Source organism: Trichodesmium erythraeum IMS101, from assembly GCF_000014265.1.
Lineage (GTDB): Bacteria > Cyanobacteriota > Cyanobacteriia > Cyanobacteriales > Microcoleaceae > Trichodesmium > Trichodesmium erythraeum.
The window spans coordinates 1917463-1941764 of the sequence record NC_008312.1 but is presented as its reverse complement, the minus strand read 5'-3'; the positions used below and the strand labels follow the sequence as shown (position 1 = coordinate 1941764).

Here is a 24302-nt window from a genome sequence, read left to right as displayed (position 1 = left end):
TTGTTGAAATTTGTAGCACAATTATGGTCATAATTCTAAATATAATTGGCGATCGCCTAATCTAAAAGTTCTATTCCCTAAATATTTAATCATGATTTATCCTTTATTACCTATCATGTAATATATATTATTACATAATAGGTGATTTTCTAGCTGGAAGAGAGTAGTTCCTCAGCATTTTTTCTCCTAGCCTATACTTCAATCTAAACCACGAATTGCTTTGAGATGGATAACAATACCCGAAAATCATTACGCCTCCTTCTTGAGCTTTAGCCTCATTAATTTTTTTAATAGTTTCCTTATACATAGCAATTTCTATAGCTATGAAGTACAGTAACAACAATGGGTAAAACAATTGCGAATATCTTTTTGACTAACTTTTAATATAGCTATGGTAATGGCATCAATTAAATCTTTATAATTTCTTGTTTTAACTCTTCTTAGAATAGCTTTCACTTTTAACCAAAAGTTTTCAATAATTAAATCTTTATAATTTCTTGCTTTAACTATTATTAGAATAGCTTTCACTTTTAACCAAAAGTTTTCAATTGGAGAAAATTCAGGTGAATAAGGAGGTAAAATAACAGACTAACTCTAACTTATTCAATAACTTCTCTCACCATTTATCCTAAATATATTTTCCCATTGTGCATGAAAACACAAGCTCCCTTCCACAGTAATAGGACTACTTATTTAACTATAAAAACCTCAAAAATTACTCCATATACTCCTCCATCAATATTTTTTTTGCCAAAACTTTTTCTAAAAATATAGCTCCTATAATTAAGATATTTTTCCTGGTTTTTTAGTTTTTTTCCTTTAGCTATTTTTACTTTTAAGGCTCTAGAATATAATCGAAGTATTCCCAATTTTTTACTCCTGATTCATCTATAAAGACTAAATTATTTGCCTTTATTCCTCTGACTATTTCCCAAAATTTTACTCTCTTATATTGGAGTTGAATATTTTTTTTCAGGTGCATACAATGTTTTTTTCAGATTGTAGTTTAACTTTTCATTTATCCAATGATTGTACTTTTTCCTATTTTTACTCCCGTGCCTACTTCCAGTAATTCCCATAACTTCTCATTAGTTGCATCATTATTTTTATCCATTATTTCTACTAAGATTACTAATTCTTCACTATTGAGCTGAGAAGGAAGAATTCTATGTTGAGGTAAAAATTTAATATCTCCAGTTTCTTGATATTTTTTGGTTAAGAATCTATCCCAATAATAGTAAAATAATGATACTTATGATAAGCGTTACTCAGTTATAGTAAATTCAAATAAGATGCTAGATAGATTTTAAAAATTAAGTGACATAGAATGAAAGTTATTTAAAGATATTTTTCCTCTTTCACCAGAAAAAAGAGGTAAAGGTATGCCTTATACTCCATTTTGATATTTACAATCATACCCTTCTCACTTCCTAAATAAGAGGTTGAGAGATTTGGGCTTCCAATATTTGCGCACATAAATGGCTGAAGCGTTAGGAAAAAGATGGAACTCTCAAACACCTACAAGGATTAATTTTAGGAATTGCAGAAAACCAAGAACTAATCAATTGGAGTTACACAGCCGTGGATGTAGCTTATGGCCATAAAGGGAAGGGGATTTTAATTCATACCTTGAGGGAAGAAAATGGATTACTAGTAGCTAACTGTACTACCCCCGCTAATGCCAATGAAAGAGCACAGCTAATTCCCGTAAATTGATAGTATGAATCTGAAAACTGACAAAGGAAGCCATCCACATAAGGGCTCTAAGTTATGGCCAGTGATAAAGGTATTGATTGTTAACGACAAAGACAAGCTTGTTATCGAAGAGGGATTAGACCTCAGCTGCCCAAAATACTTTGGAAAATTAAAAAGAAACCGATTTGGAGGGATAAAGATTTATGTACTTCGTTTTCAAAAATAGCGTTTTTTGCTGGGTATCAATGTAAATATCGTCGCCTAGTTGTAGAATGAGAGCGTATTTTTTTGTAATTGAAGAAATTATAGTGCCACTATATATATTTGGATTAATCACATTTTATTAGTAGGATAGGTTCATATATTATTACTTTATATTAAGCGCAGCTTCATAGAGAGTTGGTATTAGGGTACCTTAGAACTTGCGGAAACTGCTTTATCTATCTTTTTCAGGTTTGGCGATCGCTTGCAGGTTTAAATACTAAAATTTATTCTCAGAAATTATTCCTAATTGCTATAGTAAAAATCATAAATAATAACCATAAAAATTTGTAAAATTGAAATAATTAATCTATAGGAATAAATCAATTGTAAAAACCAATTATATGATCAGACAAATAAAGGGGTAATTAATAGTCAAGTTTTGATTTACTTGTTGGATAAATTTACTCAATATTGATATATGACTACAGTAATGGTTATGTATAAAGCCCTAATTCATACTAAGAATAAAATGATTTACAAACTAGAAGAATGAAAACACAAAAATTTAGAGATATTTTGGTTAGCTACCTACTCACCCAAGAAAAAATTGATTAAAATATTGTAGAAGTTTATTAAGTATAAGTAGGTTGAAATTAGTGCCTATGAAAGTTGGAGTAGCTTAAAAGAATGTCTCAAAAAAGTGCTGAGAAATTTTGGAAAAGAATATGTAATTAGTGTTGTATAGGTGCTCGTTATATTACTAGCTATTGCTGGCTATTTTTCAAAGAAGCACAAAGTTAAGTATTGGGTTTGAGAGGATGTCAAACCAACCCAAAAATATTACCAATAAACCATCCATAAAATATGAAAAATATTAATCCTTCCCAACGAGTTACCTGCTTATCTTGAGTGACAAAAAAGAATAAAATTGTTCCTACTAATAAAACTAATAACCCACTATCAAGAACATCATCAGGAATTTCTAACTTACCCGTCAATCTTGGTATTCCCATTACCATTAATGAGTTAAAAATATTAGATCCCAGAACATTTCCTACTGCTATTTCTGGGTTTCCTTTTCTAGCAGCAGAAATGGTAACTATTAGTTCTGGTAATGATGTACCAAGTGCGACTGCACTTAAAGCAATTAACTCTTTACCAACTTCCAATATTTCGGAAATTTTAGTAACAGATTTAATTGTATAAGTAGCACCAAAAAAGATAAATAATGAACTAATAATCAGAATTACTATTTGTTTGACTGGAAAACTTTTTTGTGAAGTATCAATAGTTTCTGACTGCTGTTCTTCTTTACCACTACTGATTGCATAGAAGACGTAAACAATATATCCTAAAATACATATAATAGCTTCATTGATAGAAAAGTTACTATCTAAAACTGTTAAACCTAATAAAAAAGCTGAACCAACAAATAGTGGTAAATCTACATTAATTAGTTCATATAGTATTTTTAAAGGACTGCTTATCAATGATGCAGTACCAATAATCAAAAAAATATTAGCAATATTAGAACCCATAACATTACCAAAAACAATTTCAGAGGAGTTTTGATAAACTGCTATAATAGATGATACTAATTCTGGTAAAGAAGTTCCTATTGATACTATTGTTACCCCTACTAAAAAAGGAGAAATTCCTAAAGATATACCTATTTTTTCTGCTGCATCTGTAAAGAAGTCAGAAGCTTTTATTAAAACGAATAAGCTAACTATAAATATTATTAGCCAGATAATTAAGTTTGGCATTAGTTTATTATCTAAATTTACTTCTATACATTGTTAAATAAAATGCCAACAAGATTGGGGTATTTACTAACATCTAAAATGGGGAGTAAACCTTCTTACCTTTTACATCTTACCTAATATTTAGTTAAAAAAAATCCAAAAATAGATCAGAAGTTTGACATTATCTTGCTCCGATGTCTATTGCCTTTTTCCAGAATATTTTCTACATAAGCCAAATAATAATACTTTTAGATTTGGTAGCTCTACTTGCGTAATAGTAGCTCGGGATTAACAACCACTAGTAAGTCCACTACCGTTGCACTTGACAAAATAATTAAATAGACTACTACCTGAGAATTCTTTACATTGAAAATGGTTTTAAACCCAGTATTAGCAAGAGAAATAACTGAAATAGCTAAAAAATCCCTAAAACATAGATGTATCAATCTTATTTTATTCCTATCTAAAATATTGCCACTTTTTGGGAGTAGGCAATGGGAAATAGCTTTAGAGGTTATTTCTAGTTTTTGAATTTTTACAAATACCGCCTATCTGCATTTAATCTAATCACTTCTGCGGTGGTTTTTGATTTTTAGAGGTACATCCCCAATTCTCAACTTCAAAAGACTTCTGTTTTGCTCACTTGTAAGCAATATCCTTAAACGACATAGACATATATGTATAAATTTCCTAACTCAATCGAAATATTATCCATATATACTTATGTTTATATAGACGTTATAGTTAGATTTATTTATGCTAACTTGCTTATACTAAGTACAAAACATCAACCCGCCCTTAAGCAAAGCTACGATTAAACTCTCCCCCTAACATTCAGGGAAGGTTTTAAGTCAAAAAGATTGCTTTTTACTTCGAGGGTAAAAATTCATGTTGCCCTAACAGCAATACAGTGCCTATCTATTTTGACCGTCAAAGTCAAGAATGTTTGACGCTAGACAATACCTGTGAACCAAAAAAGTAGCCATAAGTGTAAAAAAATAGAGCGGTCGAGGATCTTGTCCTCATAGTATCTTCTTTTCCGAGAGAGTATCGGGACCGGGAAAAGAAAAGCCCAGAATTTACCATAACGTTTGTTTGGGAGTATGTCACTTAGTATGTTGAATATAGAAATTAACATATCTTCCATGATCAAATGCTTTAACAGTTTGATATTTGACTGCTTCTAAAAATTTGCGAAAGTCCTTCATATGATTTTTGGCAACTTCGACTAGCATATCAGGCTGATAAATAGATATCAAATTTTTTGCCCCTGTCAAAGCTTTTACTTCTGTTCCTTGTACATCAACTTTGATGAAATCAACTTTTTCTTTAATTAAGTCATCTAAAGTCATAACTTCCACTTTTGTACCATTAATGATATTATTATCAATTTCTGTTAAACATAAATCTTTAGCTGGATGTTCTTTTATAAAAGATGTACCGCTATTTTCTCCAATAGCATAACCTAATATAGATAAATCAATATTACTAACTTGATTAATTGATATATGTTTCTTCAAAGTAGCAAGAATATCTGGATGAAACTCTATAGGAATTACTTTTGATGCCTGCATAATTTTGGCAAAGTAGACTAAATGATTCCCTGTATTAGCTCCAATATCAACAATAACAGGATTTGATGATTTTAGATTTTGCCGGATAAACTCTAACTCAGGTAATTCATAAAAAGTTCCACCAACATTAGCAATTTCTACTGCTAGATTTTTGCCTGTTATTTCAAATTTTATAGGGGTGCTTTGATAATTGAATGAAACTATATTTTCTCCTTTGAGTAACTTATCAACTAAAGTTAACCAAATTTTTGCAGTTTGATAATTAGGATTAATTTCTAATGCTTTACTGAATTCTAATTTAGCTTCCAAAAGTTGCTCTTTTCTAATCAGTAAATTACCGATGGCTTGATGAGCTTGAAAACTATTCGGTGATATTTTTAGGGCATCGCGAAAACAATTTAGTGCTTCGTCAAATTTACCCTGTTGAACTAGGCTATTACCAATATTGCCGTAAAATTCTAAAGTACCATCTGGTTTTAGTTGTACTAATTTTTGCCAGTAATTAATAGCTTCATCTAATTGGTTTAACTCTTGTGTAATTCTTGCTAAAAGATATAGTAGAGATATATTATTTGAATCTATTTGAAAAGCATACTTATAAAATTGAGTTGCTTCTTCTAGTTTTCCTTGGCTTTGCTCTATTAAACCAAGATTAATGAGGGAAGCTACATGGTCACTATCTGACTTAAGTATGTTTATATATATTGATTCTGCTTCTTGTAACTTTCCCTCTTTTTGGAATTTGAGAGCTCTTTGAAATTCTTGATTTATGTCTGTCATTGTTAATTTATTAGATCATCTATTAGTTTAAGGTTTACACAAATTTTACTATTGCCTAAGCTAAATAGTTTTAATAGGTAATCTAGTTTAAAAACTACCTAAATTATACTCGACGATAAGTATATAGAATAAATTAGTAATTAGCATATTTATACTTAAATATAGTTGATATTTTTAGTTACAGTATTTTTTAGAATTAGTAGACTACATTTTTACTAAAATGGTTTTATTTTTTACAATAGGTTATGTATTTAATGTATCTAAAAAATGCTTACTATCTGAATTATGTATGTTTATGTATATTGATATTGATTCTGCTTCTTGTAACTTTCCCTCTCTTTGGAATTTGAGAGCTCTTTGAAATTCTTGATTTATGTCTGTCATTGTTAATTTATTAAATGATTTATTAGTTTAATGTCTATACAACTTTTACTGTTGCTTAAGCTAAATAGTTGTAAGAGGTAATCTAGTTTAAAAAATACCTAAATTATACTCGATGATAAGTATATAGAATAAATTAGTAATTAGCATATTTATACTCAAATATAGTTGAGATTTTTAGTTACAGTATTTTTCAGAATTAGTAGACTACATTTTTCCTAAAATGGTTTTAGTTTTTACAATAGATGATGTATCTAATGTATCTGAAAAGCTGGGTTAAGTTATTAATAGATTTTCTATCTCCGCTAAATTTTCAAGTAATTTTTACAGCTACTGACAATTATGAATCAAATCTACAAATAATCAATAAATTTTCTCCAATTGATGAAAATCATATTCTATTTCTGCCCAAAGATCACGGTTTTGGGGATCTGTTTTTAGGGCTTTCTTCAGATAGTTTCTGGCCTTATCTAGTTTTCTTTCATTGATAAGTTGACGTCCCCAACGTTGATAAGCGATCGCTTGCCATTGGCGGACTTCGGGATCTTGAGGCATTCTCTGAGCTAAACCTTCTGCTAAAGCAATAGCCCGAGGATATCTCTTATATTTCAATAAATGCTTTAATTGTAAATAATAATTTTGTTTAAGTTGCCTTTCTACTTCTAAAGTATGAGATTTATTTTGATTTTGTTTTTGTTTTACAGTTCTCCTAACCTTTGTTTCTCTTGGAGATACAGTTTCTGATTTTGAGTTTTTATTCGTTGTTGATGTTGGAGTCAAATTATATGGTAATTCAGCTTGAGCAGGAGCAACCCTCAGTAAAATTTTATAAGCTTCTGTAACTGCAATAAATTTATCTTTAGCGTGCTTATCTTTTGGGTTTACATCAGGATGATACATTCTTGCTAGTCGTCGATAAGAAGCTTTTACTTCTCCTAGACTAGCTCCTAAATTTAGGTCTAATTTTCTATAATAATCTGCAATATTCATAGATTTTTAAGGAGGAGGGAAAAAGATTTATTTGTCTGTTTATTCTAGAGATGCTTGGTTTAATTTTCTACCAGATTATTTTAATTTAGCTATATTCCGCTAAGTAGGTAGGCGAGAAAATTTACAACTATGTAACAAAAAAATAAATTCAGTTTAATAGAGTTAAAAGTTTAAAAGTTTAAAAGTTTAAAAGTTTAAATTTGATAGGTTCTGTTTGTCTTATTTCTCCTCTTGCTACCACTCTATTCATGACTGCATAACCAAGCTTTCGCTCATCCTAAAACATTTGTCTTAATAATTCATCTTTTTTTTTCAGATGTTGCCACTCTAATTCAATTAGGTTTATCTGTCAATACTTTGAGAATTCATCAACCAACCATATCTAAAATATGAGCGAGAAGAATAAGAACTGAAAATTACGATTACAATTTTTATATAGCTAACAATAATTCTAGCTCCTAACTTCAAAAAAAATTAAACTAATTGTTACCACTATAGCTTGATAAAAATATGTTTTATTTCAACAATGCTGTCTAAAAAATTGTATTTACTAGAAACATAAGTTAATGGAGACAACTAAAAGTTAACTTGTTACTCGAAAAAAACTATATTTTTAAATTCTACTAATATTACAAAAAATTGTTTTTATTTAATCCAATTTTATATCTTTCCTCCTGAATAATATTTACCTGCATCAAGTAAGATGTAATTAATTTTATCAGCAGGTAAAAATATAAAAAAGTGACGTATCTTAACATTTTTTTAGCATAAATAACCTTGATCACAACTATTATTTTGTCACTAAATAATTGATTGGATTTCTAATATAAAGAGCCAAGCCAATAAAGTTTGGTTAAAGAATATTTTTTTTATATTTGTAGTTTTTTTATATTTATAAAATGACTATCTATTAATTTGATTATAGATTTAAACCTTTGTTCATAATCATTAATTATTTTGGAAATTACATAGGCAGCTTATAACTTTAATTGAGGATTATTTACCATAGCTATTATATAATCAACTCTGACTTTATTTTCACACAAATCCATGATTTATTTATATTTATAAGCCCTATTACTATGAACTAATATTTTAGTATCAAGCCATTTATATCTAATTAATTTAATCACTATTGGAGCCAATTTATCCAATGCACTTTCCTACAGGATTTAGATTTAGATTAGGCTAATTTTAACTAGTAATAACGACTATTTTTCTCGTCAAAATCTATTTTTTTTAGGCTATAGCTAGGATAAATAATAACATAAATGTTCGTATTTTTTAATATATTAATTCCATAAAATAATACTATAATTTTTTAATTAAAAATAATCAATAAACTGAGTAATTTACAGAAAGTAGATAACGATAATTTTGCAAAAATTTGATAAACTTTTCTGTGATTTTTAGTATTTTTAAATTCATTCTTTAAGAGAATTTCAGCATTTGAGAATTTTTTTCCTTCAAAATTAGCAATTTTTTTTTAGCTGTTTACTAAGTCTAAATTAATTAAATTAATTTTTTAGGTTTTTGCTGTTCAAAAAATTGATCAATTCTTACATATAAGATATTTTTTTTTATGGCTAAATTCTGGTATTTTTTTTGTTTGATTCAAATTTCATTGTACTCAAAAAATGATTAATTATTCTAAGTCTAAATTAATTAAATTAATTTTTTAGGTTTTTGCTGTTCAAAAAATTGATCAATTCTTACATATAAGATATTTTTTTATGACTAAATTCTGGTGATTTTTTTTGTTTGATTCAAATTTTATTTTGCTCAAAAAATGATTAATTATTCTCAGCAAAACTTGCTATATTTTTTTAGTCTTGACAAAGAAAGGTATAATGAATCATGGTTGGGAATAAATACTGTGTTAACAGACTATAATTTTTGGAACAAGGGTAGTATCGTACTCAAACTTAGGTGAGGTGAGCTTTAAACTTGTAGAATCCAATTTTTTGTGAGAGTACAAAAATTTAGAGAATAATAGAAAGGAATTTATACAAAAGATAGAGCTATAAAATTTAGTATTTATAGATAAAAAAAATTGTCATGGTAGATTTTACCATAACTCATGTATGCTTATCATAAAGGGACTATAGTATATAAAATGAAGCTGTTTTATTTAAGTCAGAAAGTTACAGTAATTGGTGCAGTAAGTATTAAATAAGTAGTATGTTTAATGATAATAAATAATTTCATAGTAAGCATTACATTCAAAGTATTTATTGAACATTTTTACTGCCGTAGTTTATGCCCAGAGACGGCAGTTTTCATGGATGATTTACATACACATCAACTAGCATTAATTGAATATAGAATTAAATCTGTCGGCTCAAAAGTTATAAATTTATTTCCATACTAGCCGGACTTTAATTCTATAAAATGATGATGATTACAATTGAAATATTTTTGAGCAAAACTTACCTCAAAAATAACACAGAAATGGTTGATATAATAATCTATAATGACACTTAAGTTAATGAATTATCAACATTTAAAAACTGGTTAGTAAATGCTGTTAATGTACTTCACCGGCAACATTAAGGCACTGTATCTTTACATAGTTTTGTTTTTTCGTACCTACCTACTTATTTTTAATGTAAGCATTCAGCTTTTATCAGTTAGCTATCAGCAAATAATGAATAATTCCTTCTAAGGTTAAATAAACTTACTTTGGGAGTAAATTTAATTATCTAATTTCTCAATTGCTTTTACCTATTCCTCTCATAAATAGCTGTTTCGCTACATGAAATAAAAAAGGAAAACCGAGTTACAACTCAGAAAGCTAGCTGATAGCTGAATGCTTACATTCTGATTTATCTACTCAACTAACTTTGTTTGTTCTTTTTACTCCTTTATTTTTTTATTTAACTTTAACGTTCTTCAATTACCTGGTCAATTAAACCATATTCTTTAGCTTCTTCAGCAGACATATAATAATCACGGTCAGTATCTTTTTCTATCTTTTCCAAAGATTGACCTGTACGCTCTGCCAACATATTATTTAATTCCGATCTAACCCGCAGAATTTCGTTAGCTTCAATCTCAATATCTGTAGCTTGACCGCGAGTACCTCCCATTGGTTGGTGAATCATAATTCTAGAGTTAGGCAAGGCCAATCTTTTACCTTTAGTTCCAGCAGCTAATAAAAATGAACCCATTGAAGCTGCTAAACCCAAACAGATAGTAATAACATCTGCTTTGATATACTGCATAGTATCGTATATCGCCAATCCTGCTGTGACAGAACCACCAGGAGAGTTTATATAAAGATAAATGGGTTTATTTGGATCGTCAGAATCCAAATACAACATATAGGCTACAATTCTATTAGCTAGCCCATCTGTAACTTCTTGACCAAGAAATATAATTCTTTCCTGACCAAGACGGGTATAAATATCTATCCATCTTTCATACTGACTACCAGGAAGACGATAAGGAACACTGGGAATACCTATAGGCATAATACTTTTTCCATTTGATTTTATTGAGGACTTAAAAAGTAACAGGTTATTTAAGCTATCAGTTCTAAGTACCTCCCAATTGAAGTAGGAGGCTTGAAATATGTATGGCGTTTTTTTTATCCTTTTAGAAGGAAAGGCTTGAGACCTAATTTTTGAGTCTTGATACTGGATAGTTCTTTTCTACTTGCCAAAACTTGTTAATTTTGTTTATCACTTAAACATTAGCAGGTAAAGGTTTTGGTAGTTCTTTTCTACTTGCTAAAACTTGATCTATTAGACCATATTCTTTAGCTATTTCTGGAGTCATGTAGAGCATTCTATCTGTATCTTTAGCAATCTTTTCTACTGATTGACCTGTATTTTTCGAGAGAATATCTAAAAAAGTTGTCTTATTAACTAAAACTTCTTTTGCTCTAATGGAAATATCCGTTGCTTGACCCCTTGCTCCTGTTTTGGCTTGATTGAGAACTATTGTAGCATGAGGTAAACTTGCCCGATATCCTTTTGTCCCTGCTGACAAAATCATTGCTGCTGTACCCATAGCTTGACCAATACATATTGTATGAATTGGTGGTTTTACATAACTCATGGTGTCACAAATAGCAAATGCTTCTGTTTCAAAACCAATTGCATCTCCTGTATACCAAGAAGTGCCAGTAGAGTTGATATAAAAATAAATTGGTTTTTCGGGGTTATCAAATTGTAAATAAAGTAGTTGAGCAATAATTAATTGAGTAACATCAATGCCGACATTTCTTTTGACTTCATCTGATGAAAATAATGGTAGCCCCAAATAAACGATTCGCTCTTTTAACATTAAAGATTCTAAATCAGGGGGTGGTGTACGAAAAGAGACGTCTCCATAGTAAGAGCTTGTTTGAACTGCTTTGATCGGTGATTTCATCAGATAATTCCTATTGATGTATTGTACTATCTTTTAATTATATTAGCCTAGGCAATATTATTGTAGTGGATACAATTGGTTATGGGTTATGATATAATTGTTATATTCTACATAACTTACCTACACGGATAAATATTCTTTCTGTGTATGCTTTTCATGACTTTTAAAAATAGTCAAAATTTCCAGTATAAACAGAAGTATTTTTTTGAGGAAGCAATAACCACTTTGTTTTTTTATGATTGTTTATAGTTTGGAATAAGTCCAGCCCAAATAGTTTCAAATTCATTGAAGCGTTAATATCTTTATCAATTTTTCACAGTAATTCCTCATTAAAGTTTTTTCTGATACTGTAACCTGTAAACACAAATTTACATTCCACTTGGTAGTTTATGAGGTACAGTTAAAAGCTTCTTATTAGATAGTTTTGAAGTCTGGAATTCAGTTTTCCCACATTGTTACTCAAATCTACTAAAATCACTGTACCATAATTTACTAGTAATAGGCTGTATCTTCAGTGATAAAGTAATTGAGATGTATAATTTGTTTAATTCTATAACTCTCAAGTTTACCTATCCTGAATTAAAATGCTGAGATGGAACGTAACTTTAATTGCTTTTTTGGTTACATGACCTATTATGTTAAAAAATTAACCTCGCTGCAGTAGTATCTAACCAATATTTTTTTATATAGAATTTGACTATTAACCTAATAGTTAATACTTCCTATCTGTATCTTGTTTTGCTTATTATTTTGCTCTATTTCTGTTAGTGAAAAGTGTTATATTTAACAATTAAATTAATTTTTTTTTTCCTGCTTCAGTCATCTTCTCAGTTTTTTTTACAATGAAATTTTTTATAAGTCATAGCTATTTTTTTATAGATTATACTTTCTTGTTACCTATTAAAAATCTTGATTTACTAGAATATTAGCATCTATTCTCAGTTTGGGGAATAATGACTATTTGCTTAGACTCTTTCTTGAAAATTGTAAGCATTCAGCATTCAGCATTCAGCATTCAGCATTCAACTATCAGTTAGAAAGAGAAATTAGTCTCCAAGAATAATTAAAATTCCGACACCGAAAAGATGATAAGTTTGACTTAGTGATTTATTACTTTAATATATATCGAAGCATGACATAGGAAAGTCCTTCAAGTTGACTACTAAAGTACTGAATGATTACTAAAAATTTAATAGAATATAACTTGTTTCCTTCTAATTTTACTAGATAAGTATCTGTTTATAGTATAGAATTTTAAGGAATTGAGTTTTATAAAGTAGGTTGAATATTATAATTTTTTAAATTAGGAACCGACTAATATTATCAACTTGACTTGATCTACTGAATCTGATATTTTTTTTATGAGTAAAACTTGTTTTATTTTAGGTCTATGAGATAGATTTATTTATATGATTTATGATGCTTTTTAACTCTATTTTTGTTCCTTTAATATATAGCAATTTACTATTAAATCATGAAAAATTTAACTAATAATTATCAAGATTAGGAAAGCTTAATGAACGATATCTAAATTAACTTTTAAGCATAGGTTTACCGATTTCTTCGCCATTACTATCAACCTTTGACAAATCTAGAAAATATGATTTTTACTTTCTAGCACAGAATTTATGCAATACTTTTGAGTAAACCTGAGAAAATCAAAATAATCACCTGAATTTGTAACCTCTACTCAATCCTGTTTTAGATATGATAATTGCTTTTTATAGTTATAGTAATTTGGTCTTTCTTTTAATTTATGGAAATAAAAAACCATAGAAAAATACTTATAGAAAATCTGTTTTACTCCTACCATTTAAAACCTTACCCTAGAATTAGGTTGTACTAATACCGACAAATTTTGAGCTATTTCTGTAGTGTCAATTGATAGTTACTCCCTAGATATATAAAATATTTGTCAGTATACTTCATAGGTATAGGTGATACAGATTTAATATACCCCAGTCATAAAATAACATTCTATAAAGCTGAAACAATTTTTTTTGTCTAAGGATAAATTTTACCATAATTCAGGGACAAAAATGGCAGATTTATTATTACTTTATTTTGAGCCAACATTGTTTGGTCTATCTTTGAATTTAGGGAAATAGAAAACCAGAGGAAAAATACTTATAGGAAGTCTGTTTTACTCCCACAAATTAAAAACTTTCCCTGGAATTATGTTATATTAATACCGACAAATTTTGAGCTATTTCTATAGTGTTAATTGATAGTTAGTCTTTAGATATATAAAATATTGGTCAGTATACTTCATAGGCATAGGTGATACAGATTTAATATATCCCAGTCATAAAATAATATTCTATAAAGCTCAAACAAGTTTTTTGTCTAGGGATGAATTTTACCATAATTCAGGGACAAAAATGACAGATTTACTATTACTTTATTTTGAGTCAACATTGTGCAGATATGGTGTTTCCTTTCCTTGTGTAAATTTTGCCATAATTATCTGTCTTGTTAAGCAGCTAATTTTTTTTGATATTTATATCGAAACTTCTCCCTATATTTGTGAAGATATCCTTAGTAGTGAAAAAAAATCAATCGTACATTTATGAAAGTTAATCTACGTTCGGCTCTCAATGATACTAATATTGATGCTTCTCAATCTTTATCTCAACGGCAAGTGGCCTTATCTATTTCGGTGATGGCTAATCAGCTAGAAAGGACTGTACCATTAAATTTATGTTTAATTTTAGACCACAGTGGTTCTATGGAAGGAAGACCACTAGAAACGGTTAAACAAGCAGCAGTACAACTTGTGGAAAAATTGAAGGAAGGCGATCGCCTTTCGGTTGTAGCTTTTGACCATCAAGCTCAAGTAATTGTTCCTAATCAGATGATCAATGATTCTGCTAGTATTAAGGGTAAAATTAATAAATTAAGAGCCTCTGGTGGTACTGCTATTGATAAAGGTTTAAAGTTAGGAATAGAAGAATTAAATAAGGGTAGAAAAGAGTCTATTTCCCAGGCTTTTATATTAACTGATGGAGAAAATGAACATGGGGATAATGACCTTTGTCTCAAGCTAGCAAAGTTAGCAACAGACTATAATATTACTCTAAATTCTCTAGGATTTGGTGATGATTGGAATCAAGATGTTTTGGAAAAAATTGCTGATGCTGGAGGGGGAAATCTTTCCTATATTCAACAACCAGAACAGGCAATAGAGGAGTTTAGTAAATTATTTAATCGCATTAAATCTGTAGGAATTACTAACTCTTATTTGCAATTTTATTTAATGCCTAAAGTGAGGTTAGCAGAACTTAAACCTATTGCACAAGTGGCACCAGATACTATTGAGTTGCCAGTAAAAAAAGAGGGTAATGGGTTTATAGTTAGACTGGGAGATTTAATGAAAGATATAGAAAGGGTGGTTTTAGTCAATACTTATATTGGGCAATTACCAGAAGGAAAACAAGCAATTGCTCAATTACAAATTCGTTATGATGACCCTGCTCAAAATCAAGAAGGTTTACTTTCAGAATCAATTTTAGTTGAAGCTAATTTTATGGAAAAATACCAGCCTCAAGTTAACTCTCAAGTACAAAATCATATTTTAGCTTTAGCAAAATATAGGCAAACTCAAATAGCTGAAACAAAATTACAACAGGGTGATAGAGCAGGTGCAGCTACAATGTTACAAACAGCAGCTAAAACAGCATTACAAATGGGAGATACAGGAGCTGCAACTGTTTTACAAACTAGTGCTACTCGCTTACAAGATGGGGATAAACTTTCAGAAATGGAACGTAAAAAAACAAGAATTGTTTCCAAAACCATTTTAAAGTAGAGAATATTTTCCTAGTTTTTTAGCCAGGGAAATTTTCCCTGGTTAATAATTAGTTTGAGTCAGCATAATAGCAATTTCATCAAATATTTAATAACGGGACTTTAGCAAATTTCAAGCCCAAACAAACCCTAAACTCTCTTTATGAGCGGTAAATACGTCGATGTTTTCATCTAACCACTCAACAAAACGATAAGATATTGCGGTACGAAATGCTTCTAAAGTATCAGTAAACGTATTTAATGGTTTGTTAGCCCAACGCCTTCTTATACCTCCTGTTAACTGATGCCAGATAATAAATGTATAAGCACAAAATACTAAAATAAAATGCCTTTTAAGGCTGATTTTATCTCTGACTTGATATTCTCTTAATCCTAACCATCCTTTGGCTTCCCTGTAGAAAACTTCCACCCAATTTCTTTGAGAATAAGTAGAATATATCCACTCAGGAGTTACATATTTGTCTTCTCTATTAGTGATATAATAGTTAATATCAGTGGCCTCAGAAAAACTTTTAGCATTCATAACGATAGCTATAGTTTTTTGACCTGACATCCTAGATATTTCTACTTCTAATGTAGCTACCCAAACTTCTCTAGCATTTTTTGTACTTAGTTGAACTAAGTTGAAAGCTTTCTGAGGTATACTTTCTGCCAGCTTGTCTAATCTAATTTCCTCTTTAATGTCATCTTGTTTTTTAATGATGACTTTTCGATTTTTAGCTAATCCTCCTATATAAGTTAAACTTCTTTTCTCTAGTTGATTTAAGAATGATGTATTGTTACCATAGCCAAATTTCAATTAACACAATTTCTGGTTGGTGTCCTCTGGACAAACATTGATCTACTAGAGACATTGCACTCGTCTGGTTTCTTGACAAATTCTGGGTCTTTTTTTCCTTTTGGAAAAGAATCAGCTTTCTGATACAAAGCTATGTCTAAAGGTAGACTTTTAACTCCATCATAAAGATGAGTTGTCACCACGACTACACCATTATCTGTTTTTCCTATTTCTCCTATATATTGCCGCCCTACTCCTGCAGTAAAATTACCACTTTTTCTGTGGCCTGAATCGTCTATAATTAAAGCAATAGGATCGAGAAGGTTTTGTTTGGCGACGTTCCCACATTACTTGAAGACGACGCTCATTCACAGCATCTACAGACCAATTTGCTCGAACTAGAAAATGCCGTAATTTGTGGTACGTGTGACCTACAGTGTTGTTGGCAATTTGAGACAAGTTTTTTCGATCGCTTTCTCAAGAGTAATCCTCCTATATATTCCCTAAACCCTGTTTTTTGGGCTTTTGTTTTAAAGACATTGTTAAAGCGATCGCACCATCGATGGAAACAAGAGGGCATGGCCACTGAAGTTGTTTCTTTCATCAAACTTTTCCCAGGCCAGTAATTAACGTAAAATACATATCAGGTATACATTATACCCTTTTTTTTACTATTTTTTCACTAAAGTCCCGATAAAATAATTTTACCAAGCTGACTTTAGTGATTTAAATTATTTTGATTACCTTGTCATAAAATGATAAATTTATTGGTAGTAAGCAATAGGAGAAACTGGAGTCAAATAATGTTTATGATTTTTTTACTATTTGAGAATTACTCAATCATCTATAAAGAATGAAATAGGATGATAAATTGTTATAAGTATGATTTTGCTATAGTAGAAAAATTATTTTTTTTCTACTACCTAATTACTTAAAATTTATAACGTAATTCTTGTTTAATCAATTGGAAATTATCTGATAATTTTGTGTTCCTTTTTTGATTAATTAATTTTTTTAGCTTGATAATTATTTATTGAAAGATTAGCGAGGCTCTTTTTTTTACTTGCCTTCCTTGAATTTAATATTTTCAGTCTATTACTTGATAATTTAATTGTTGAAATAAATCCTTCATACTAACTATATTTTTATCCATTATATATTTTTATCAGACTGGCATAAATGAAGATGTATCTAACACCGCATCATCTTTTATTGGTAATTGTTGAAAATATATATAACTACTTTAGGAAAATTTATTAGAATTATAAATTATTAATTAGCCTTTCTTTCTTTTGCTCCATTTTTCATACTCAATAACTTTTTTATAAGATTCAAAAATTATGATGTTATAGATGAATTAGATTATTTTCTCAATAATACAAAAAGAGTCAAAATAAATGAAAATGGCTTGGGCAGTAAAAATGCTTTTGTTGGAAAAATCTTATTATAAAGCATATATTCCGCAGGACAAAACGTAATATAGAAATATAAGTCAAAAGTAAGAAGTAAAAAATAAGAAGTAATAAGTAATAAGTAAATTATAGTGGTAAATAGGAGTTAAAGATTCAGTAAGTATTTATCATTAATATTTACCTGATAATTTAACTCCTGATTAAGGTAAATAAAGATAATTTTTATGGTATAAATATTTAAGCAAGCTACGGATTTTATACTAATTCTAATTTTACAAATTGAAGCGCAGAATATGAGATAAAGTCAAAGAATTATTGAAAGTTTCTCACAATTTTATCAGTCAATAGAAAATCCGAGTGCTTTTTCAGGATGTAGAAAGTTTAAGACTTTAATGTAGAGGAAGGTCAGGTTACTTAGGGCAGGCAGAAAAAGACAAAACAATTGACTGCTTAATAGAAAAAGATTCTCTAAAATTGTCAGACTTGCAAAACTATTTACAGAAACAATATAATGTAGTTTTTGACTTTAATTACAGTTATTATACCCTACTTAAAAGTATAAATGAATTAAAAATAATCAAATCTTTAATTTTCCGAAACTTCATAAGTATACAATTTATTAAAGCTTATTTATGATGACTATTTTTGTAAATTAATAGATATTATGATTATCTTAAAAATTTTATCTATAAGTATTTTTTTAAAACAAATATGATTTTTTCTTAGAAGATAAATAATGGTAAAAAAACTCTTGAAAAAATTAACTTTTTTATGACTATAATTATATTTATAGCAGTGCTATTTTTAGACTCATTCTATTAGATGTAGTTCGATTAATTATTTCCTGTTTTATAAAAATAGGAATCAAGAGATTATTACTGACTCCTATGAGTTAAAAAATAGGTATAAAAAAAAAGTAATCTATCGCCACATTTATTATTTATTTAGTTGCAACAAAAGAATAGTCTTAAACCTAAAAATCAAAAAACTAACCCTAGTATCTCTTAACAATTATAATTTATGTAATTTATTTAAAAGAGTAACTTATTTTGAAAGTTTTAGTGATTTAAACCTCAGACAACTAAACTAATAGAATGTTAGTAAAATATCAAATGTAATTAGCGTTGTGAATTTAACTTCTAACTTAAAAGATACCTTTTATTGCTGCTTGTGCTTCCTGGCGCAATTTATCAGCAATTCTAAATAATTCCTGACCTGTATGTAAATAATAATCATCGTAGTTTAGAGTAAATAATTCTAAATCTTCTATTCCATCACTAACTTGATTCAAACAATAATATAAATGAGCTGCTACTCCAGCAAAATTAGATGGGTTTGGCTGAGAACTAAATAAGTTATGAGCTTTTTTAAGTAGACCTCGAGAAGTTTCTAAATAATCTTGAAAAGATTCAAGTAATTGATCATCAAATGGATCTGCAGCTAAATCATCAATTTCATTTTTTAGAGGTTTTAGTATTTGAATTATAATTGTATCAACTGGTCTGTAAACATGATTTATCCATCTTTGCAGATGTTCATCAATATTCTGCCTTCTTTTATTGTGTTTATAGTAATCTTGGCTAATGTTTCTATATCTTTGATAATTTTGATTAAGCTGCTGATCATAAGATTTTCTTTGTTGAGGATCGCTTAATACTTCATAGGCTTCATTAATACTAATAATACGTTCGTGGTTTGCTACTTCTGTATTAGTATCTGGGTGAAATAATTTAACTAAACGACGATATGCTTGTCTAATTTGTCCCTGAGTTGCAGTGGGATGAACATTTAAGATTTTATAATAGTCAGAACTTACCATTGAGCCATTTTTATCCAATAACTACAATAACAAATATAGCGACTATAAATACCTTCTGAATCAGTATTAGTACGATCCCATAGCATACATATAATGGCGATTTTGTCAAAATGTTAATTTATGACCAAAAAATCAGGTTTTAAGCCTACCTTTTTAAAGGGATAAAAGAAGTATTCGTCATATTTGTTAATATGTTAATTAATTACCAAAAAGTCAGGTCTTAAACCTGCCCTTTCAAAGGGATAAAAGAAGTATTCTTAATGTTAAGTCCGGTTTACACAAGAGCTTTATTAAAAACTAAGATACTTATGCTACTGATATTTATGCTGAAAGGTTTAAAGGATTAAAAAAACAAGAAGCTTTTCATAAGTGTATTTAGTATAATACATATTTTAAACCTCTGGCTTTACATCAAAATACTAGTAACTGATAAATTAAATGAAATACCTTAGAAGCAATTAACTTTATCCATTATGGTATTGGAAAACTTAGGGATAATAGAAGTCTAATACTTTGTAGTTTATTGATTAAATTAGAGTCTAATAAATGGAAAAATTTTTACCTAATAAAAAAAATTGGTTTCAACATTTAGCAGAGGGATTCAGCGATTTTTTTTGGGGAACTAGGTCTGCAAGAATGTCATCGGAAACTCTGCGGATCAATAATGATAATTTAATTGAATATTATGAAAAAAGAGATAGTATTCAACAACAAATACAGATTGCTCAAATACAGTTAAAAACTGTTATGGAGGAGAGGAATTTTCAATTTCAGTATGAGCAAGGTAATCTTAATAGACAGTTTCAAGCTCAACAAGGAGAATTAAATCGTCAATTACAAACTGAGTTAGGAACTATTAATCGTTTATTTCAGGCTGAAGAAGGAAAGTTAAATCGGGAATTACAAACTGAGTTAGCAAGATTGAATAGGGAGCATCAAATTCAGGAGGGTAAATTAAATCGTGAAAATGCTCATCAATTAGAACTTTTTCGGGCTCAATTACAAATATTTTTACAGGAAAAACAAAAAGATTTACAACTTCAGTTAAAAGAAATAGATGCTACATTAGCTAGAGAATTAAAAGCTATTGATTTGCAAAATAATCTCACAGTTATTCGTCAACAACGCCGATTAAATAATTGGCCTCTTACTCTGGATGATGAACAAATTAAGGAAATTGTAAAATCTGATAATTTACTCATTTTATTTGTTCCACCTATTCTTAAATATGACCGTGCTGGTGCTGGTGCAAATAGCCAACCTAATACTTTTCCTGATATTGAACAAGGATTAAATAGACGGTTAAGAGCTTTCCTCGAAAAGTATAAACAAACTGGTAGAAAAGTCGATTTTTTAACCGGTGCATGGATGACAAAAGCTTTGTCTGGAGAGGGAGCTTTTAAAACTATTTTTAGTGGTTTGAAAAGTAAACCAATGTTAGTTATCAACACATTAGTTGAAAGAACTTACTATCATCTAGAATATAGTTATTGGAGTCAAAATTTTCCAGAACCTTATATTGATTCTTTGCCTAAAGAAGATCCTTTGTCTTGGCTAGAATTATTATATTTTGCTGTTAAAGAAAGGTTATTAAAATGGGAAAAACAACGAAATCAGGAAAAAATAGAAACGGGAACAACAGAAGAGTTTGATGCAGATTGGGGTGAGGAAGTAGTTAAGAAGTTTTTGGCAGATTTACAGTTGATAAAACGAGAAAAGAGACTGTTAGAAAGAGGTCAAGATCCTAACAATTTACCTAATCGTAACTATACAGTTCTTGATTCAGACAAAGAAACTTTTTCTCGTTTCATTGCTATTCAAGTTTCTCTCTTAATAGGTAGAACCGCCGATGCATATTTTCTCTTAGATGTTCCACCTCAAGAACGCAAACGCCCTTTGCTTCCTGAATTATTACCTAATCTTTTAGAAGAAATTCCCTCAGAAGAACGAGAAAAAATTATTGAGTATCTTGTTTATTTTTATCAATCTTTATATCAGCAATTAGGGGAAGAAGAATCGGCTTGGGTTCCAGAAATGCTGATAGATTTTGCTAGTAGTTTGATTTATCTAGATAACAAGTTTTGGGCGAAAGAACAGATAGAAAAATCTGTAGAATCTTGGTTATTAATGCGTGGAATTAAATCTTTAGATCAGGTTAGTAATTTAGAGGTGATGAAATATGTTTTAGTCTCAGGAGATGACGAATATTTAGACAGACTAAACCAGTTTATATTATTACTTGGAAGAGAAAATTACGTGATTATAGCAGAAACTTTACTAGATACTTGGCGAAAGCTGAAGATTAAGGGCTGTATTGGAGTAGATGGACATGGACAAACTTTATTTTGATAAATTAGGTAAATTAGATGGACAAATCATTTGAGGTCGTCGTAGCAATTGACTTCGGAACATCTCGTTCTGGGTTTGCTTATAAGTTTAAAGAGTCGGACGTTTCTGTCTTTCGAGACCTGTGGCCTGATAACCCCATGTCTTATCCTAAAACCGCAACCTATTTATTGCTTTCTTCTACAGGAGAAGTAGAAGCTTGGGGCTATACAGCAATGAAAAAACTGGCTCAATTTCGTGCTCAGGGAACTGCTAAAGATTATTACTTTACCCGTAACTTTAAAATGGAGTTACATTCTGGTAAAAAAGACGAAAGTTGACCTTATGTCATTAATAAAAATAACGGAGAAAAAATTTATGTTATTGACTTGATAGCTAAATATATTCGTCTCATTAAAGACGAAGCTCTCAAGGAAATTAAAAACAGTACCTCTGGAGAATTAAAGGATCAAGAAATTAGGTGGTGTTTAAGTATACCAGCAATTTGGAAAAATGAAGATAAAGATTTGATGCGTCGTGCGGCACGAAAAGCTGGATTAATTAATTCCTCTGATGATGAAGCTGAACGTCTTTTCCTTGTATTAGAGCCAGAAGCAGCTGCTATCTTTTGCCAAGAGGAAGATAAAAATGCACTAACACCTGGTAATAAGATTATGATAATTGACTGCGGTGGCGGTACAGTCGATATCACTGTTCATAAGTTGGTCAAAGATGGTGGACTTGATGAGGTAGCTCCTGGGACAGGTGGTCCTTTTGGCTCGATATATGTAGATAAAAGCTTTCAAGAATATTTGACCGAAAAACTCTCTGCTGAAATGGTGAAGGGTTTCCATGATCAGGATCCTGTTGGTTATTTGAAGATGATGGAGGAGTGGGAACGAACAAAGTGCAACTTCGATCCAGAAACTAGTGGTGATGTTATTTACTTTAACATTCCAACCAGACTTTACAATTTTATCTCCAAGCGTAAAGCAAAAATCCTCGAACAGCTAGCTGATGAACAAAACGGGGATGATGAAAATATTCATCTAAGCTACTCAACAATGGAAAATATTTTCCGTATCACTGTTCATAAGTTGGTCAAAGATGGTGGACTTGATGAGGTAGCTCCTGGGACAGGTGGTCCTTTTGGCTCGATATATGTAGATAAAAGCTTTCAAGAATATTTGACCGAAAAACTCTCTGCTGAAATGGTGAAGGGTTTCCATGATCAGGAGCCTGTTGATTATTTGAAGATGATGGAGGAGTGGGAACGAACAAAGTGCAACTTCGATCCAGAAACTAGTGGTGATGTTATTTACTTTAACATTCCAACCAGACTTTACAATTTTATCTCCAAGCGTAAAGCAAAAATCCTCGAACAGCTAGCTGATGAACAAAACGGGGATGATAAAAATATTCATCTAAGTTACTCAACAATGGAAAATATTTTCCGTCCAACTTTAGATGGTTTAGTTTCAACAGTTAAAAATCAATTTAAAGAGTTGGGAGATGAAGAAGTTGACATCATCTTTCTTGTTGGCGGATTTTCTACTTCCCCTGTGCTCCGGCAGCGAATTAAAAAAGAGTTTGGAAGCAAGGCCAAGAAAATTGTTATGCCTCCACGTCCGGGTGTTGCCATTTTAAAGGGGGCAGCATCTTTCGGTGTTGCTCCAGGCATCATTCGCGCCAGGCGGAGTCGATTAACCTATGGTGTTTCATCCTCTAGGGAATTTAATCAATTTAAGGATACAATTATAAGTCAAAAACAGCAAAGTGATAATCCCGAAAATTGGGAAAATTGCTTGAGAGTATATAAAAATAATAATGATTTTTTGAATTGGTTATTAAATAATTTTGATATTCAGTATTCCAATCATAATCATGAACAAGAAAAACAGCAAATTAACTCTCTTAAAAATGCACTTAAAAATCCTAAAAAACTTCTAGAAAAATTTTATAATATCTACCTAATGATTGTAGAGCCAAAAAAAAGATACAACCAAAAACACAAGCAAGAGCTGAAGGAAACAGTATACTTGCTAAACCAAAAAATTCAAAGCCAAGAAATACTAATAAATGAGCTTAAGAGGGAAAATGAAAAACTCCGTAAATTGAAAAGTTCTCTTTTAAGTAAGTTAAGCGATCGTGATCGCGACACAAGTAACACAATTACTTCTGATGAATCACGCCCCCAAAGAGATGTTTGAACTGACAAATTTATCCAACTTAAAAATCAAGAAATCACAAAAGTTAGTCAAGAAATATTCAATCATTTATCTCAAATAAATTCAGATTTAAAAGCTCATCGTAAACGAGAGATTGCCAAAATTAAACATGTATTTTCTAAACATATATTTGACCAAGGAAGTCAATATTTTACTGACAATAATTCAATAGGAGAATATAAATTTC

The 24302-nt window shown here is 30.0% G+C and carries 10 protein-coding genes and 1 pseudogene; 4 read left to right on the top strand and 7 right to left on the bottom strand.

Annotated features, from left to right (window positions below):
* Positions 1–2720: 2720 nt before the first annotated feature.
* From TERY_RS05825 to TERY_RS05805, 5 genes are all read right to left on the bottom strand, one after another.
* The gene (locus tag TERY_RS05825) at positions 2721–3665 is read right to left on the bottom strand and encodes a calcium/sodium antiporter (protein WP_011610976.1); all 945 of its coding nucleotides are present in this window, start codon (positions 3663–3665) and stop codon (positions 2721–2723) included.
* A 1085-nt stretch (positions 3666–4750) separates the two neighbouring features.
* Positions 4751–5998, bottom strand: coding sequence for an FkbM family methyltransferase (locus TERY_RS05820; protein ID WP_011610975.1), 1248 nt, complete (start codon positions 5996–5998; stop codon positions 4751–4753).
* 744 nt (positions 5999–6742) lie between these two features.
* Positions 6743–7369 (bottom strand): DnaJ domain-containing protein, encoded by a 627-nt coding sequence (locus TERY_RS05815; protein ID WP_011610974.1) that lies wholly within the window; start codon positions 7367–7369, stop codon positions 6743–6745.
* Between the two features lie 2882 nt (positions 7370–10251).
* On the bottom strand, positions 10252–10842 hold the full coding sequence (clpP, locus tag TERY_RS05810; RefSeq protein WP_011610973.1) for an ATP-dependent Clp endopeptidase proteolytic subunit ClpP: 591 nt from the start codon (positions 10840–10842) through the stop codon (positions 10252–10254).
* 214 nt (positions 10843–11056) lie between these two features.
* Positions 11057–11746: an ATP-dependent Clp protease proteolytic subunit gene (locus tag TERY_RS05805; RefSeq protein ID WP_011610972.1), complete on the bottom strand. Its 690-nt coding sequence runs from the start codon at positions 11744–11746 to the stop codon at positions 11057–11059.
* A 2569-nt stretch (positions 11747–14315) separates the two neighbouring features.
* Here TERY_RS05805 and TERY_RS05800 point away from each other — a divergent pair.
* A complete protein-coding gene (locus TERY_RS05800; protein ID WP_011610971.1) occupies positions 14316–15554 on the top strand; it encodes a VWA domain-containing protein in 1239 nt (412 codons plus the stop codon).
* A 111-nt stretch (positions 15555–15665) separates the two neighbouring features.
* On the opposite strand, the pseudogene TERY_RS05795 reads toward TERY_RS05800, so the two are convergent.
* Positions 15666–16935: pseudogene (locus TERY_RS05795) on the bottom strand (IS701 family transposase).
* Between the two features lie 1952 nt (positions 16936–18887).
* On the bottom strand, positions 18888–19562 hold the full coding sequence (locus TERY_RS05790; RefSeq protein ID WP_011610970.1) for a DnaJ domain-containing protein: 675 nt from the start codon (positions 19560–19562) through the stop codon (positions 18888–18890).
* A gap of 546 nt (positions 19563–20108) precedes the next feature.
* On the opposite strand from TERY_RS05790, the gene TERY_RS05785 reads away from it, so the two are divergent.
* Genes TERY_RS05785 through TERY_RS24835 form a run of 3 tightly spaced genes read left to right on the top strand, consistent with a single transcriptional unit; the run spans position 20109 to position 24097 of the window.
* A complete protein-coding gene (locus tag TERY_RS05785) occupies positions 20109–21911 on the top strand; it encodes a hypothetical protein (RefSeq protein ID WP_011610969.1) in 1803 nt (600 codons plus the stop codon).
* Positions 21912–21928: 17 nt separating this feature from the next.
* Complete coding sequence (locus TERY_RS24840; RefSeq protein ID WP_011610968.1) at positions 21929–22228, top strand: heat shock 70kD protein 12B; 300 nt, start codon at positions 21929–21931, stop codon at positions 22226–22228.
* Positions 22229–22276: 48 nt separating this feature from the next.
* Positions 22277–24097, top strand: coding sequence for an Hsp70 family protein (locus TERY_RS24835; RefSeq protein WP_011610967.1), 1821 nt, complete (start codon positions 22277–22279; stop codon positions 24095–24097).
* Positions 24098–24302 lie beyond the last annotated feature (205 nt).

Bases quoted from the DNA above. Each gene is read 5' to 3' on its own strand.
- TERY_RS05785 (WP_011610969.1), top strand. From the start codon at position 20,109: ATGGAAAAATTTTTACCTAATAAAAAAAATTGGTTTCAACATTTAGCA.
- TERY_RS24840 (WP_011610968.1), top strand. From the start codon at position 21,929: ATGGACAAATCATTTGAGGTCGTCGTAGCAATTGACTTCGGAACATCT.
- TERY_RS05815 (WP_011610974.1), bottom strand. From the start codon at position 7,369: ATGAATATTGCAGATTATTATAGAAAATTAGACCTAAATTTAGGAGCT.
- TERY_RS05800 (WP_011610971.1), top strand. From the start codon at position 14,316: ATGAAAGTTAATCTACGTTCGGCTCTCAATGATACTAATATTGATGCT.
- TERY_RS05825 (WP_011610976.1), bottom strand. From the start codon at position 3,665: ATGCCAAACTTAATTATCTGGCTAATAATATTTATAGTTAGCTTATTC.
- TERY_RS05805 (WP_011610972.1), bottom strand. From the start codon at position 11,746: ATGAAATCACCGATCAAAGCAGTTCAAACAAGCTCTTACTATGGAGAC.
- TERY_RS05820 (WP_011610975.1), bottom strand. From the start codon at position 5,998: ATGACAGACATAAATCAAGAATTTCAAAGAGCTCTCAAATTCCAAAAA.
- TERY_RS05790 (WP_011610970.1), bottom strand. From the start codon at position 19,562: ATGGTAAGTTCTGACTATTATAAAATCTTAAATGTTCATCCCACTGCA.
- clpP (WP_011610973.1), bottom strand. From the start codon at position 10,842: ATGCCTATAGGTATTCCCAGTGTTCCTTATCGTCTTCCTGGTAGTCAG.